Origin of the sequence: Klebsiella sp. HC6 (genome assembly GCF_022605325.1) — a bacterium.
In the GTDB taxonomy this organism is placed as follows: domain Bacteria; phylum Pseudomonadota; class Gammaproteobacteria; order Enterobacterales; family Enterobacteriaceae; genus Klebsiella; species Klebsiella terrigena.
This window is the reverse complement of sequence record NZ_CP093276.1, coordinates 3,382,243-3,396,288: the sequence shown is the minus strand read 5'-3', so window position 1 is coordinate 3,396,288 and position 14,046 is coordinate 3,382,243. Positions and strand designations below refer to the sequence as shown.

Genomic DNA, 14,046 nt, shown 5'->3' with positions numbered 1-14,046 from the left:
CGCGGAGCGCGGTAAAGCGGGAAGGCGACGGCAGCTCGCCTGCGCTTATCGTGACGTTGTCACGCTTCGGTAGTCCATATTCTGCAAATCGTCGAGCAGCGTTGGGCCCTGTGGCTGCCAGCCGAGCTGCTGGCGGGTCAGGGCGGAAGTAGCGCGTAAATCCATATTGGCAAAGGCGGCAAACCAGCCGAAATGCGCAGCAGATTGTTCGGCGCTTAACGATTTAAGCGGAATGCCCAGCTTTTCAGCCACCACGTTGGCAATCAGCCTTGAGGGCACCGCTTCCTCGTCAACGGCATGATAGCGCCGACCTTTCTCACCTCGTTCCAGCACCCGCAGATACAGCCGGGCCACATCGTCAATATGCCCGGCTGACCAGCAGTTATTGCCCTCGCCGACGATCGCTGCGACCCCTTTTTCGGCGGCCTGCTGAATATAGTACGTCAGCAGCCCCTGGCGGACGGTGTCATGGACCTGCGGCAGGCGCACCACCCGCACGTCCACGCCGGCTTCCAGCAGCTGGTTGCCGGCGAGTTCTGAGGCCACGCGCGGGTTTGGGTGGGCGGGATTGAAGTTTAACTCACTCGCCGGCTCTCCGTCGTCGGCGTCGCCCATGGCGGTGCCTGAAGTGATAATCAGGGGGCAACGCCGGCCCGCCAGCGCGTTACCGATGGCGAGAATGACCCGACGGTCTTTTTCGCAGTTGGCGACAAAGCGGCTGAAATCATGATCGAAGGCGGTGTGGATCACCGCATCGGCGGCGCTCACTGCCGCCAGCAGCGTTTCGGGATTGTCCAGCGTGCCGGGCTGCACCTCAGCGCCGGCGGCCTTCAGGGCAGCGGCGCTGGCGTCAGAGCGCGCTAGGCCGATGACCTGATGTCCGGCGGCCTGCAGTTCCTTGAGAATACGCGAGCCGATAAAACCGGTCGCGCCGGTGAGAAAAATTCGCATGATCTACCTCCAGAATGAGTATCCAGGCTATGGTAGTCTTAACGCGATACTATAAAAGTAGAGACATTATCAGGGTATAAAAACTAACAGGCTAACGATGACCGACTCCTCAACCCATGCACTTGGTGAATTTTTGCGGGCGCGGCGCTTACGCCTCGACCCAACCGCGTTTGGCTTTCAGGCCGGCCGACGGCGCACGCCCGGGCTGCGGCGGGAAGAGGTCGCCCAGCTCGCCAGTATCAGCCCGACCTGGTATACCTGGCTGGAGCAGGGGCGCGGCGGCGCCCCGTCCCGGGAGGTGCTTAGCCGCATTGCCGGCGGGCTAAGGCTAACGACCCCGGAGCGCGACCATCTGTTTATCCTGGCGTTCGGGCATTTGCCGGAGTCCCGAGTAACCGTCAGCGACGATATCACTCCGCGCCTGCAGCGCGTGCTTGATGTCCTCCAGGTGCCGGCGATTATCAAAACGGCAACCTGGGACGTTATTGCGTGGAACCACGCTGCGGCCTGCATTCTGACCGACTACGGGCAGCTGCCGCTGGCCGAGCGTAACATTCTGCGCCGGCTGTTCACCAACCCCCAGGCCCGCGGCGCGCTGGAGGAGTGGCACGCCGTCGCCCGGCTTATCGTCAGCGCCTTTCGCGCCGACGTCACGCGGGTGGGTGCTTCTCCAGACACCGATCGGCTGATTGCCGAACTTTCCCACCAAAGCCCGGAGTTTGACGCCTACTGGCGGAGTAACGATGTCGCCGGGCACGGGGAAGGGTTTAAGCGCATGCACCACCCGCAGATAGGGATGATTGAGCTGGAATTCTCGACCTTTAGCGTCGAGGGGCGCGCGGATCTGAACATGATGGTTTTCAATCCGGCCAGCGAAGAGAGCCGGATTAAAATCGCCGCCCGGGTCAGGGAGCAGAAGCCGCAGGCGGAAACCCGATAGGCTCTTCGTTCAGCGGCGAGAATTCATACAGCACCAGCGCGTTGCTTTGCAGAGAATCAACGCGATGCCAGCCCGACTGCGGGCTCTCCTCGGCGACGCTCAGCGCCGGGCGCGCGTGGTGCATCAGCCAGCCGTAGTCTTCGTCATCCGGCCCGCTGCGGCTGCGAAACGCTTCAAACAGTGGAAACAGCGCCCCGTGATGCTGGTCAAACAGATGTTGTTTAATCCGCCAGCGCCCGGCCAGGCCAAGCAGCTGAATGCTGTAGGGCTGGCTGAAGCGCTGGGTAAAGGTCTCTTCGCTGGAGAGCCAGGGGTTGAACACGACCGTATTGCGCAGCAGCAGCTGATAGTGCCCGTTATGGCGCAGCAGCAGCAGGTTTTTATCCGTAACCAGCACTTCGCCGCGCAGGCGCCGCCACAGCCACAGAACCCAGTAAACCGGACGCGGCAGGCCGTGAAGGTAGTGCAGGGCCAGGCTGGAGGTGTCCAGCCTGCCGTTAGCGCGCGCCTCGCCCTGCAGGCCTGAATTGAGCCAGAATCCCGCCAGCCACACCCGATCGGCCAGCCCCAGCAGATTATCCATCAGCAGCGCGCCGCGAAAGAAGCGGCCGTTGGTGTCGCGGGTGTTGCCGGTAAGCGTATTCCACGACAGCAGCCACAGGGGAAGCGCGAGCTGGCGCTGGCGCAGGGCGGCCTGGATCTGCCGCAGCTTGTGCACCGGATAGCTCTCGCTGGAGGCTAGCCTGCTGCTATCCAGCTGCGCCAGATCCAGCAGCTCGTTGGCGTCGGCCTGGCAGGCGAGAAAATCGGCTTCGGCGAGGATCGGCGAAGCAAGAAAAGGATCGTCGCTCGTCGCCTCTTCGCTAAAGCGGTGCCAGACGCCCAGCTGCGGCTGCGGCAGTAAAGCCTGCAGCGTTTCACGCTGCTGCCGCCACGCGTGCAGGCGCGCCTCTTCGCTGGCCTGGGGCGACCAGTGCCAGACAAAGCGCCAGCTGGCGAGCGTGGCGGGGGAGAAATGGTTAGCAGCGAGGCGTAAGAAGCGCTGGAGCAGGTCGCAGCGGGTGGTCAGTCCGGTATGTAAAATCACTCCCCAGCCCATTTTTGCCAGCCAGCTGAAAATTCGCTGCAGATTATACCAGCAGGCGTAGCCCGCCATCTGCGGGTCGTCCCAGCCGGTGCCGAACAGCCGGCTGCTGAGAAAAGGATCGTTAATATCGATGGCGTAAATCGGCAGGCTGCCGTGCAGCTGCTCGAGCTCGCGGCGCACGTCTTCGCGCAGTAAATCGTCGAGTTCGCGAACGGTGACGACCATTCGGGTATGGCGCAGCGGCGCCGTGCGCTCGGGAAACTGGCGGATATCAATCTGGCGCGTCTGCTGGGGATTGAGCAGCAGCGGCGGGCTGTCCCAGCCTTTTATCTCCGGCTCGTTTAGCCGGGCGTAGAGCCGCTCGACGGCCACCGGCTGCCAGTCGTCGCCGGCCCCGGCGCGCGGGCGGGCTGTATCCGCCGTCGGCTGCGGGCGCTGCTGGCGATACTGCCGCGGCGTCAGGCCGTGCTGGCGTTTAAACAGATCGCTCATCATACGGGTGCTGGCAAAACCGTGCTCCTGAGCGACCTGCTGCACCGTTTTACGGGTGCTGATAAGCTGCTCGGCGGCTTTGTTCAGGCGCAGCGCGGTGATGTACTGCACAAAGCTCATGCCGACCTCTTTGTGAAACAGACGCGACAGCCAGGCTTCAGAGACAAACTCGGCGGCGGCGACCTCGTGCAGCGATAGCCGGTGCCGATAGCTGGCCTCTATGCGCGCGACGACCCGGGCAATTCGCCGGCTCCAGTTCTCCGTCCCGCGCCTCGTGCCGGCGGCGATCGGCTGCGTAAAGCGGGTGGCCAGCAGCAGAACGATTTCGCTCAGCCAGCGGTTGGCCTCAAGGCGATAGCGGGGCTGGTGGTTCACCAGCTCGATCACCAGCAGCTGGCGCATCAGGCGGCGCAGGCTATCGTCGGCGTCGCGGGTATCGAGGGAAGTTTGGTAGTCGAAGGTAAAAAAATCACCGTCGAGGCGCGTCAGCCAGCTGCCGGAGAGCGTCAGAACCATCACCGCGTTGGGCTCGCGGCTGCTCAGACGCCAGGGGCGGTTGCGGTTCACTATTTTCAGCCGATCGGCATCCAGCTGCTGATGCTCCTCGCCGTCATGCAGGCTGACGCAGCCCTGCAGCGTCCACAGCAGCGTCAGCGCGTCGCCCTCCGGCTGGCTGAGCTGACGAATATCGCGAACCGCGACGCTAAAGTCGCCTGAATGATGTTCCACCGTCGTCTCCTGGCAAGGACAAAAAACTGCGTGTTATTTTTTGTCATAACCGATTTATATGAAAAACACTTCTCAATATCCCGTCAATATAAAACAAAAAACGGCGTATTAAAGCCGGTCCGGCAGCATAAACTCGAAAGTGTCGCGCAAACACAACAACAGGAATAATAAAAATGACACATCCCCTTATTGAAGCACTACAGGTTAATGAAGCGCAGTTTATTGCCCTCCGTCGTCGCTTTCACCAGCAGCCGGAAATCGGTTTTGCAGAGCATAAAACCAGCGATGAGGTCGCCCGGCTGCTTGGCCAGTGGGGCTATGAGGTGCACCGCGGCCTGGCCGGGACCGGCGTGGTCGGTACGCTAAAAGTCGGCAACGGCGAGCGTCGCCTTGGCCTGCGGGCGGATATGGACGCGCTGCCGATGCAGGAGGCCAGCGGGAAAGCGTGGGCCAGCCAGGTCGACGGCCGCTTTCATGGCTGCGGACATGACGGGCATACCACCACCTTACTCTACGCCGCCGAGTATCTGGCGCGCACCCGTCGGTTCAACGGCACGCTGCACCTGATTTTCCAGCCGGCGGAGGAGCTGCTGTACGGCGGTCGGGTGATGGTTGAGGACGGGCTGTTCGATAAGTTTCCCTGCGACACCATTTTTGGCCTGCACAACATGCCGGGGCAGACGCTGGGGAAAATCGGCCTGCGCGACGGCGCGATGATGGCCTCTTCAGACACGCTGCATATCGAGGTAAGAGGCGTTGGCGGCCACGGCGCGGTGCCGGAGCATACCGTCGATGCAACCCTGGTGGCCTGCCACATCACGCTGGCGCTGCAGTCCATCGTGTCGCGCAACGTCACGCCGTTTGAGCCGGCGGTGGTGACCGTCGGCAGCATTCAGGCCGGGCATGCGCCGAATATTATCAACGACAAGGTGCTGATGAAGCTGACGGTACGCACGCTGAATGAAGAGGTGCGTGAAACCGTGCTGCAGCGGATCCACGATATTGCCGTCGCGCAGGCGGAAAGCTTTAACGCCACCGCCACGCTGACGCACGTCAACGGCAGCCCGGTGCTCAGAAACGATCCTGCCGCCAACGAAAGCGTGCGCAAGGTGGCGACGTCGCTGTTCGGCGCCGGGCTGGTCGGGGAGGTGAAGCCGTTTATGGGCAGCGAGGATTTCGCTTTTATGCTCGAGCACAATCCGCACGGCTGCTACTTCACCATCGGCGCCGGGGATGAAGCGGAGCGCTGCATGGTGCATAACCCCGGCTACGACTTCAACGACGAGATCCTTCTCCCGGGCGCGGCGCTGTGGTGCGGCCTGACGGAAGAGTATCTGCGTTAATCACCTGCGACGGGGGATCCTTATTATGAGTTCCGTATCTTTGAACGCAACGTCGTTCGTCGGTACCGATCGCCTGCTGGCGGGTATCGTTCTCAGCGTGCTGACGTTCTGGCTGTTTGCCCAGTCGGTGATTAACGTCGTTCCGGCGATGAAAAGCAGTCTCGACATTTCCCTCGAAACCCTGACCCTGGCGGTCAGCCTCAGCGCGCTGTTCAGCGGCTGTTTTGTGGTGGCCAGCGGCGGGCTGGCGGATAAATTTGGCCGGATGCGCATGACCCATCTGGGACTGGGGTTAAGTATTGTCGGCAGCGGACTGCTGGTGGTGGCCCAGGGCCCGGGGCTGTTTCTGGCGGGCCGCGTGCTGCAGGGGCTATCGGCGGCCTGCATCATGCCGGCCACCCTGGCGCTGATTAAAACCTGGTATGAAGGGAAGGCGCGCCAGCGGGCGGTGAGCTTCTGGGTGATTGGCTCCTGGGGCGGCAGCGGCCTGTGTTCATTCGTCGGCGGCGCGATTGCTACCGGTCTTGGCTGGCGCTGGATTTTCGTCTTTTCCATCGTCGTGGCGCTGGCGGCTCTGCTGCTGCTCCGCGGAACGCCGGAAAGCCGCAGCCAAAGCGCGCAGCGGCAGAAGCTGGATCTCAGCGGTCTGCTGACGCTGATTGTCTCGCTGGTGCTGCTGAATTTGTTTATCAGCAAAGGGCATAGCTGGGGCTGGGGCAGCGGGCTGTCGCTGGCGCTGCTGGCCGGTTCGCTGGTTTCGGGCGGCTATTTTATCCTCAGCGGACGGCGCAAGGGCGACGCGGCGCTGATCGATTTTGCGCTGTTTCGCAATCGCGCCTACGGGGCGGCGGTGCTGTCGAACTTTATGCTCAACGGCGCTATCGGCACCATGATGATTACCAGCATCTGGCTCCAGAAGGGCCACAATATGACCCCGCTGGAGACCGGGATGATGACGCTGGGCTATCTGCTCACCGTGCTGGTCATGATTCGCGTCGGGGAGAAGCTGCTGCAGCGCTACGGCGCGCGGCTGCCGATGATGAGCGGCCCCCTTTTCACCGCCGTTGGGATCCTGCTTATCTCCTGCACCTTTCTCGATAAATCGCTCTATATCGTGACCGTCTTTTTTAGCAACGTGCTGTTTGGCCTCGGGCTGGGCTGCTACGCGACGCCGTCGACGGACACCGCGGTGGTTAATGCGCCGGAGAACAAAGTCGGGGTGGCCTCCGGTATTTACAAAATGGGCAGCTCGCTGGGCGGCGCGATGGGTATAGCCGTGACAGCGTCACTTTTCGCGCTGTTCCTGCCCCTCGGCATGGCCAGCGCCGCGCAGTACGCGCTGTGGTTCAACGCGGCGCTGTGCCTGGGGTCGACGGCGGTCAGCGCCCTGATGCTGCCGAGAACGGTTCAGAGCTGATGCTTTTTGAGCAGCGCCCGCAGCTGGTGATAGGTGAGCCCTAGCAGATCCGCCGCCTGCTTCTGATTGTACTTTGCCTGCAGCAGGCTGGACTGCAGCAGGCTTTTTTCCTGATCCTGCTGAAAAGCGCGCAGATCCAGCGGCAGCGCGGGGCCGTCCGGGGTTTGCTCCGCGACGGCTGGCAGAGGCTGCTGCGGCTGAAAGGGATTGATAATAATGTTATCCAGCTCGCTGTCGCTGGTGCCGTGGCGATACACCGAGCGCTCCACCACGTTTTTCAGCTCGCGGATATTGCCCGGCCAGCGGTAGCCCAGCAGCGTTGCGGTCGCCCGCTCGCTAAAGCCCGGAAACAGCGGTAGCCCCAGCTCCCGGCACATCTGAATGGCGAACTGGTTTGCCAGCAGCATAATGTCGCTTTGCCTTTGGCGCAGCGGCGGCAGCTGCACCACGTCGAAGGCCAGGCGGTCGAGGAGATCGGCGCGAAAATGACCGTTTTCAACCATCTGCGGCAGATCGGCGTTGGTGGCGCACACCAGCCGCACGTTGACCTGCAGCGGCTGGCTGCCGCCCACGCGCTCCAGCTCCCCGTACTCAATCACCCGCAGCAGCTTTTCCTGTACCAGCATCGGGGCGGTTGCCAGCTCATCAAGAAAGAGGGTCCCGCCGTCGGCGCGTTCAAAGCGTCCCGGATGGCGCTTGCTGGCGCCGGTAAACGCCCCGGCTTCGTGGCCAAATAGCTCGGAATCCAGCAGGTTCTCATTCAGCGCGGCGCAGTTGAGGGAGATAAACGGCCCCTGCCAGCGGGATGAGAGAAAGTGCAGACGGTTCGCGATAAGCTCTTTACCCGTCCCGCGTTCGCCAATCACCAGCACCGGCTTATCCAGCGGCGCCAGCCGTGAGACCTGCTCCAGCACCTCAAGAAAGCTGTTGGCTTCGCCGAGCAGGTTGTCCTTGTATTCCGCCATGATGAAATTCGCCATTTAGTCGTGTGATTCACCAGGTTACTTTAGCAACCCGCTGCGCATATAACAACCATGCCTTTTAAAATCAACGAGATAAAAAACTGGCACGCTATTTGTATTAGTCTCTGCACAGGCCGTTGCCTGATAACAGAACTATGAGGATTGAAATTATGGGTATTTTTTCTCGTTTTGCCGACATCGTGAACGCCAACATTAACTCTCTGTTGGAGAAAGCGGAGGACCCGCAGAAGCTGGTTCGCCTGATGATCCAGGAGATGGAGGATACGCTGGTTGAAGTCCGCTCAACTTCGGCGCGCGCGCTGGCGGAAAAGAAACAGCTGAGCCGCCGCATTGAGCAGGCGCTCGCGCAGCAGGCCGAATGGCAGGAAAAAGCCGAGCTGGCGCTGCGCAAAGATAAAGACGATCTCGCCCGGGCAGCGCTGATGGAAAAACAGAAGCTGACCGACCTTATCGGCAGCCTGGAAAATGAGGCGCAGCTGGTTGATGAAACCCTGGCGCGGATGAAAAAAGAGATCGGCGAGCTGGAGAACAAGCTTAGCGAAACGCGCGCTCGTCAGCAGGCTCTGACCCTGCGTCACCAGGCGGCCAGCTCGTCCCGCGACGTGCGTCGTCAGCTGGACAGCGGTAAAATTGATGAAGCGATGGCGCGTTTTGAATCCTTCGAACGCCGCATCGATCAGATGGAAGCGGAAGCGGAAAGCCACGGCTTCGGCAAGCAAAAATCGCTGGACCAGCAGTTTGCCGACCTGAAGGCCGACGACGAAATCAGCGAGCAGCTGGCGGCGTTGAAAAGCAAAATGAATCAAAATAACTGATGACCTACGCAAAATCCTTCAGGCCGCGCAGCCAGTCACAAGACAAGACCAGGGCAGGCGATACCGCCGGCCTGAAGGATCAAGCGTCGCGGCGCCGTAGCGCGCCGCCGCTCACTCACTGTAAGGAGTACACATGAGTACGCTTTTTATTGCCATACCCCTGACGTTATTTGTGCTGTTCGTTTTGCCGGTGTGGCTTTGGCTGCACTACAACAATCGCTCTGCCAGCGGCAGCCTGTCGCAGAATGAACAGCAGCGCCTGCTGCAGCTGACCGATGACGCGAAGCGCATGCGCGAACGGATTCAGACGCTGGAAGACATTCTTGATGCCGAGCATCCAAACTGGAGGGACAAATAATGGCCGGACTCGATTTGAGTAAAAAACTGTGGCGAATTCCCCAGCGCGGCATGGTGAAGGGCGTTTGCGCCGGGATCGCGCACTACCTTGATGTGCCGGTTAAGCTGGTGCGTTTGATAACCGTCCTGGCGATGATTTTTGGTCTCTTTTTCTTTGTGGTGGTGGCATACATTATCCTGACGTTCGCCCTCGATCCGATACCGGAAAACGAGCTGAACGGCGAGAAAGTCCCGGCCAGCGGCGAGCTGCTCGCCGAGGCGGATCGCGAGCTGGCGGCCAGCGAGCGGCGCCTGCGGGAAATGGAGCGCTACGTCACCTCCGACACCTTTACCCTGCGCAGCCGCTTTCGTCAGCTGTAGCTTAACCTGAGGTTACCTATGAACATCAAATGGCAGCAGGCAGGACAAAAAGTAAAACCGGGTCTGAAAATCGCCGGCCGGCTGGTGCTGCTGACCGCGCTGCGCTATGGCCCGGCGGGCGTTGCCGGCTGGGCAATCAAGTCGGTTGCGCGTCGGCCGGTGAAAATGCTGCTGGCGGTTGCTCTCGAGCCGCTGCTCAGCCGCCTGGCAAACCGCTTAACCCGCAACATGAAGTAGCGGGCGGGGATCGTAGTGCCGCACTTTATAACTTCTCGGCTTATCCCCACCTAATGGCTTATGATTAAAGCACTTTCTTCAAAGCACTAGCCTGAAATATTACGGATAGCATGGGATGGCAATGAAGCGACTTAAAACTGAATTCAATGCGCTGGTCAACCGTGGCGTTGACCGGCACCTGCGTCTGGCCGTTACCGGCCTTAGCCGCAGCGGCAAGACCGCGTTTATCACCGCGCTGGTCAACCAGCTGCTGAATATCCACTCCGGCGCGCGCCTGCCGCTGCTCAGCGCGGTCAGGGAAGAGCGCCTGCTGGGCGTCAAGCGCGTCCCGCAGCGCGACTTCGGCATTCCGCGTTTTACCTATGATGAAGGGCTGGCTCAGCTCTACGGCTCGCCGCCGATGTGGCCGACGCCGACCCGCGGCGTCAGCGAGATCCGCCTGGCGCTGCGCTACCGCTCCGGCGAGTCGCTGCTGCGCCACTTCAAGGATACCTCCACGCTGTATCTGGAAATCGTCGACTACCCCGGCGAATGGCTGCTGGATTTACCCATGCTGGCGCAGGACTACCTCGGCTGGTCGCGGCAAATGACCGGGCTGCTGCAGGGCCAGCGCGCGGAGTGGTCGGCGCGCTGGCGCCAGCTGTGCGAAGGGTTGGATCCGCTGGCGCCGGCCGATGAAAACCGGCTGGCGGAGATTGCCGCCGCCTGGACCGACTATCTGCACGCCTGCAAGCGCGAAGGGCTGCACTTTATTCAGCCGGGGCGCTTCGTGCTGCCCGGCGATATGGCCGGCGCGCCGGCGCTGCAGTTCTTCCCATGGCCGGACGTGGACGCCGTCGGCGAAGCCCGGCTGGCTCAGGCGGACAAGCACACTAACGCCGGGATGCTGCGCGAGCGCTTCAGATATTACTGCGAGAAGGTGGTTAAGGGCTTCTACAAGGACCATTTTCTGCGCTTTGACCGCCAGATTGTGCTGGTGGACTGCCTGCAGCCGCTGAACAGCGGGCCGCAGGCCTTCAACGATATGCGCCTCGCGCTGACCCAGCTGATGCAAAGCTTTCACTACGGCCAGCGGACGCTGTTCCGCCGCCTGTTCTCCCCGGTGATTGATAAGCTGCTGTTTGCGGCGACCAAGGCCGATCACGTGACCGTCGATCAGCATGCCAACATGGTGTCGCTGCTGCAGCAGCTAATTCAGGACGCGTGGCAAAATGCGGCCTTCGAAGGGATTAGCATGGACTGCCTGGGGCTGGCGTCGATTCAGGCCACCCAGGGCGGGCTGATTGCGGTCAACGGCGAGAATATTCCCGCGCTGCGCGGCGATCGGCTGAGCGATGGCCAGCCGCTGACCATCTATCCCGGCGAAGTGCCTGCGCGCCTGCCGGGCCAGGCGTTCTGGCAGCAGCAGGGCTTTCAGTTTGAGAATTTCCGCCCGCGGGTGATGGATGTCGATAAGCCGCTGCCGCATATTCGCCTGGACGCGGCGCTTGAGTTTTTGATTGGAGATAAATTGCGATGAGCGAACCGTTAAAACCGCGTCTTGATTTCAACGGACCGCTGCAGGCGGAGCCTGGCGAGGCGCTAAAGTCTGCCCGCGCGTTTGCCGGCGCTGACGCAGAAAAGTTTGCCCCGGCGCGGGTTGACCTGCTGACAGAAGACGAAGAGGGCACCGCGGAAGCGGTGGTGGAATCGGTTCTGCGACCGAAGCGCAGCCTGTGGCGGCGGATGGTCAGCGCCGGGCTGGCGATATTTGGCGTCAGCGTGGTGGCGCAGGGCGTGCAGTGGACGATGACCGCATGGCAGACGCAGGACTGGATTGCGCTCGGCGGCTGCGCGGCCGGGGCGCTGATCGTTGGCGCGGGCGTCGGTTCCGTTGCCACCGAATGGCGGCGCCTGTGGCGGCTGCGCCAGCGCGCCCACGAGCGCGACGAGGCCCGCGATCTGATGCACAGCCATGCGGTAGGAAAAGGGCGGGCGTTTTGCGAAAAGCTTGCCCAGCAGGCGGGGCTCGATCAGGCGCACCCGGCTCTCCAGCGCTGGTATGCCGCGATCCACGAAACGCAAAGCGATCGTGAAGTTGTAAGCCTGTATGCACAGCTGGTTCAGCCGGTGCTGGATGCCCAGGCGCGGCGCGAAATCAGCCGCTCGGCGGCGGAATCGACGCTGATGATCGCCGTCAGCCCGCTGGCGCTGGTGGATATGGCGTTTATCGCCTGGCGTAATTTACGCCTGATTAACCGGATTGCCACGCTGTACGGCATCGAGCTGGGCTACTACAGCCGCCTGCGCCTGTTCCGTCTGGTGCTGCTGAATATCGCCTTCGCCGGCGCCAGCGAGCTGGTGCGGGAGGTTGGAATGGACTGGATGTCGCAGGATCTGGCGGCCAGGCTATCGGCCCGCGCGGCGCAAGGCATCGGTGCCGGGCTGCTCACCGCGCGGCTGGGGATCAAAGCGATGGAGCTGTGCCGCCCGCTGCCGTGGATCGCTGACGATAAGCCGCGGCTGGGGGATTTCCGCCGCGAGCTGATCGGCCAGCTGAAAGAGACGCTGCAAAAAAGCAAAGCCCGCCCGGAATAACCTTCTTAGCCGATCTGGCCGTCGCTCCCCGGCGGCCAGCGGCGCATTCTCGCTTTTCTTCGCTCGCCTTTACGCCACAGCGGCCATTTTTCCGCCATACTGTCAATATTTGTTGACAGCTATCTTCACGCCAGCAAATAACTGTCCTATTATTCATCCGTCATTGGCCTTTTTAGGGTGAAAACTCCTATGCGTCTTGAAGTCTTTTGTGAGGACCGTCTTGGTCTGACCCGTGAATTGCTCGATTTGCTGGTGCTGCGGGGGATCGATCTCCGCGGTATAGACATCGACCCTATTGGCCGAATCTATCTTAATTTTGCCGAGCTGGAGTTCGCTAACTTTAGCAGCCTGATGGCGGAAATCCGCCGTATCGCCGGCGTTACCGACGTGCGCACCGTGCCGTGGATGCCGTCTGAGCGCGAGCATCTTGCGCTGTCGGCGCTGCTGGTGGCGATGCCGGAACCGGTGCTCTCGCTGGACACCAAAGGGAAAGTCGAGCTGGCGAACCCGGCCAGCTGCCAGCTGTTTGCGCAAAGCCAGGAGCGGCTGCGCAATCACCCGGTGGCCCAGCTAATTACCGATTTTAACATCCAGCGCTGGCTGGAAAGCAGCCCGCTGGAGTCGCACAGCGAGCATGTGGTGATCGGCGGACAGAACTTTGTGCTGGAGATTACGCCGGTCTATCTCGAAGGCGAGCACGGCGAACGCGTGCTCACCGGGGCGGTGGCAATGCTACGTTCCACCGTGCGTATGGGGCGTCAGCTGCAGACCATGACCACCCAGGATACCAGCGCGTTCAGCCAAATTCTCGCCGTCGGCCCGAAAATGCGCCACGTGGTTGAGCAGGCCCGCAAGCTGGCGATGCTCAGCGCGCCGCTGCTGATCGTCGGCGATACCGGTACCGGGAAAGACCTTCTGGCGCACGCCTGCCACCTCGCCAGCCCGCGGGCGAGCAAGCCCTACCTGGCGCTGAACTGCGGTTCTATCCCGGAAGACGCGGTGGAAAGCGAGCTGTTTGGCGATGCCATTCAGGGCAAAAAAGGCTTCTTTGAGCAGGCTAACGGCGGCTCGGTGCTGCTGGATGAGATCGGCGAAATGTCGCCGCGCATGCAAACGAAGCTGCTGCGTTTCCTTAACGACGGCACCTTCCGCCGGGTGGGGGAAGACCACGAGGTTCACGTCGACGTGCGGGTGATCTGCGCCACCCAGAAAAACCTCGTGGAGATGGTGCAGAAGGGGCTGTTCCGCGAAGATCTTTACTACCGCCTCAACGTCCTGACCCTGCATTTGCCGCCGCTGCGCGACTGCCCGCAGGATATCATTCCGCTGACCGAGCTGTTCGTCGCCCGCTTTGCCGACGAGCAGGGGATCCCGCGGCCGAAGCTCTCCGCCGATCTCAGTACGGTGCTGACCCGCTATAGCTGGCCTGGCAACGTTCGCCAGTTGAAGAACGCGGTTTATCGTGCGCTGACGCAGCTTGAGGGCTACGAAGTGCGGCCTCAGGATATCCTGCTGCCGGATAGCGACGTCGCCTCGCTGCCGGTAGGCGAAGAGGCGATGGAAGGTTCGCTGGACGATATTACCCGTCGCTTTGAGCGTTCCGTTCTGACCCAGCTTTATCGTAGCTTCCCGAGCACCCGTAAACTGGCGAAGCGTCTGGGGGTTTCCCATACCGCGATTGCCAATAAGCTGCGCGAGTACGGCCTCAGCCAGAAGAAGGGTGAGGAATAGAGCAGCCTCGTTGGCCGGCAGCATCGA

The 14,046-nt window shown here is 61.6% G+C and carries 13 protein-coding genes; 10 read left to right on the top strand and 3 right to left on the bottom strand.

Annotated elements, in window-relative coordinates; all coding sequences use genetic code 11:
* Window positions 1-45 precede the first annotated feature (45 nt).
* Entirely contained in the window at window positions 46-951 is a 906-nt protein-coding gene (locus MMW58_RS16425) for an SDR family oxidoreductase (RefSeq protein WP_241721647.1), read from the bottom strand.
* 97 nt (window positions 952-1,048) lie between these two features.
* Between MMW58_RS16425 and MMW58_RS16420 the strand changes: the two genes are divergently transcribed.
* Entirely contained in the window at window positions 1,049-1,891 is an 843-nt protein-coding gene (locus MMW58_RS16420; RefSeq protein WP_241721646.1) for a helix-turn-helix transcriptional regulator, read from the top strand.
* Here MMW58_RS16420 and MMW58_RS16415 read toward each other — a convergent pair.
* Window positions 1,857-4,199 (bottom strand): helix-turn-helix domain-containing protein, encoded by a 2,343-nt coding sequence (locus tag MMW58_RS16415; protein ID WP_241721645.1) that lies wholly within the window; start codon window positions 4,197-4,199, stop codon window positions 1,857-1,859. The genes MMW58_RS16420 and MMW58_RS16415 overlap by 35 nt on opposite strands.
* A gap of 173 nt (window positions 4,200-4,372) precedes the next feature.
* Between MMW58_RS16415 and MMW58_RS16410 the strand changes: the two genes are divergently transcribed.
* Window positions 4,373-5,542, top strand: coding sequence for a M20 aminoacylase family protein (locus tag MMW58_RS16410; protein WP_241721644.1), 1,170 nt, complete (start codon window positions 4,373-4,375; stop codon window positions 5,540-5,542).
* 25 nt (window positions 5,543-5,567) lie between these two features.
* Window positions 5,568-6,959 (top strand): MFS transporter, encoded by a 1,392-nt coding sequence (locus MMW58_RS16405; RefSeq protein WP_241721643.1) that lies wholly within the window; start codon window positions 5,568-5,570, stop codon window positions 6,957-6,959.
* Here MMW58_RS16405 and pspF read toward each other — a convergent pair.
* Window positions 6,950-7,939, bottom strand: a complete 990-nt coding sequence (gene pspF / locus MMW58_RS16400) for a phage shock protein operon transcriptional activator (protein WP_241721642.1) — start codon at window positions 7,937-7,939, stop codon at window positions 6,950-6,952. The two genes, MMW58_RS16405 and pspF, sit on opposite strands and share 10 nt — an antisense overlap.
* Window positions 7,940-8,091: 152 nt before the next feature.
* Between pspF and pspA the strand changes: the two genes are divergently transcribed.
* The 7 genes from pspA to tyrR all read left to right on the top strand — a co-directional run bounded on the left by pspA (window position 8,092) and on the right by tyrR (window position 14,019).
* Window positions 8,092-8,757, top strand: coding sequence for a phage shock protein PspA (pspA, locus tag MMW58_RS16395; RefSeq protein WP_041147594.1), 666 nt, complete (start codon window positions 8,092-8,094; stop codon window positions 8,755-8,757).
* Between the two features lie 133 nt (window positions 8,758-8,890).
* Complete coding sequence (gene pspB / locus MMW58_RS16390; protein ID WP_041145218.1) at window positions 8,891-9,115, top strand: envelope stress response membrane protein PspB; 225 nt, start codon at window positions 8,891-8,893, stop codon at window positions 9,113-9,115.
* A complete protein-coding gene (gene pspC, locus MMW58_RS16385; protein ID WP_133597859.1) occupies window positions 9,115-9,474 on the top strand; it encodes an envelope stress response membrane protein PspC in 360 nt (119 codons plus the stop codon). Before pspB ends, pspC begins: the two co-directional genes overlap by 1 nt.
* A gap of 18 nt (window positions 9,475-9,492) precedes the next feature.
* Window positions 9,493-9,711 (top strand): phage shock protein PspD, encoded by a 219-nt coding sequence (pspD, locus tag MMW58_RS16380; RefSeq protein ID WP_095097140.1) that lies wholly within the window; start codon window positions 9,493-9,495, stop codon window positions 9,709-9,711.
* A 121-nt stretch (window positions 9,712-9,832) separates the two neighbouring features.
* A complete protein-coding gene (locus MMW58_RS16375) occupies window positions 9,833-11,230 on the top strand; it encodes a YcjX family GTP-binding protein (RefSeq protein ID WP_132510733.1) in 1,398 nt (465 codons plus the stop codon).
* A complete protein-coding gene (locus tag MMW58_RS16370) occupies window positions 11,227-12,288 on the top strand; it encodes a YcjF family protein (RefSeq protein WP_133597861.1) in 1,062 nt (353 codons plus the stop codon). The genes MMW58_RS16375 and MMW58_RS16370 overlap by 4 nt, the downstream gene beginning before the upstream one ends.
* Window positions 12,289-12,477: 189 nt before the next feature.
* Window positions 12,478-14,019: a transcriptional regulator TyrR gene (tyrR, locus tag MMW58_RS16365; protein ID WP_133597863.1), complete on the top strand. Its 1,542-nt coding sequence runs from the start codon at window positions 12,478-12,480 to the stop codon at window positions 14,017-14,019.
* Window positions 14,020-14,046 lie beyond the last annotated feature (27 nt).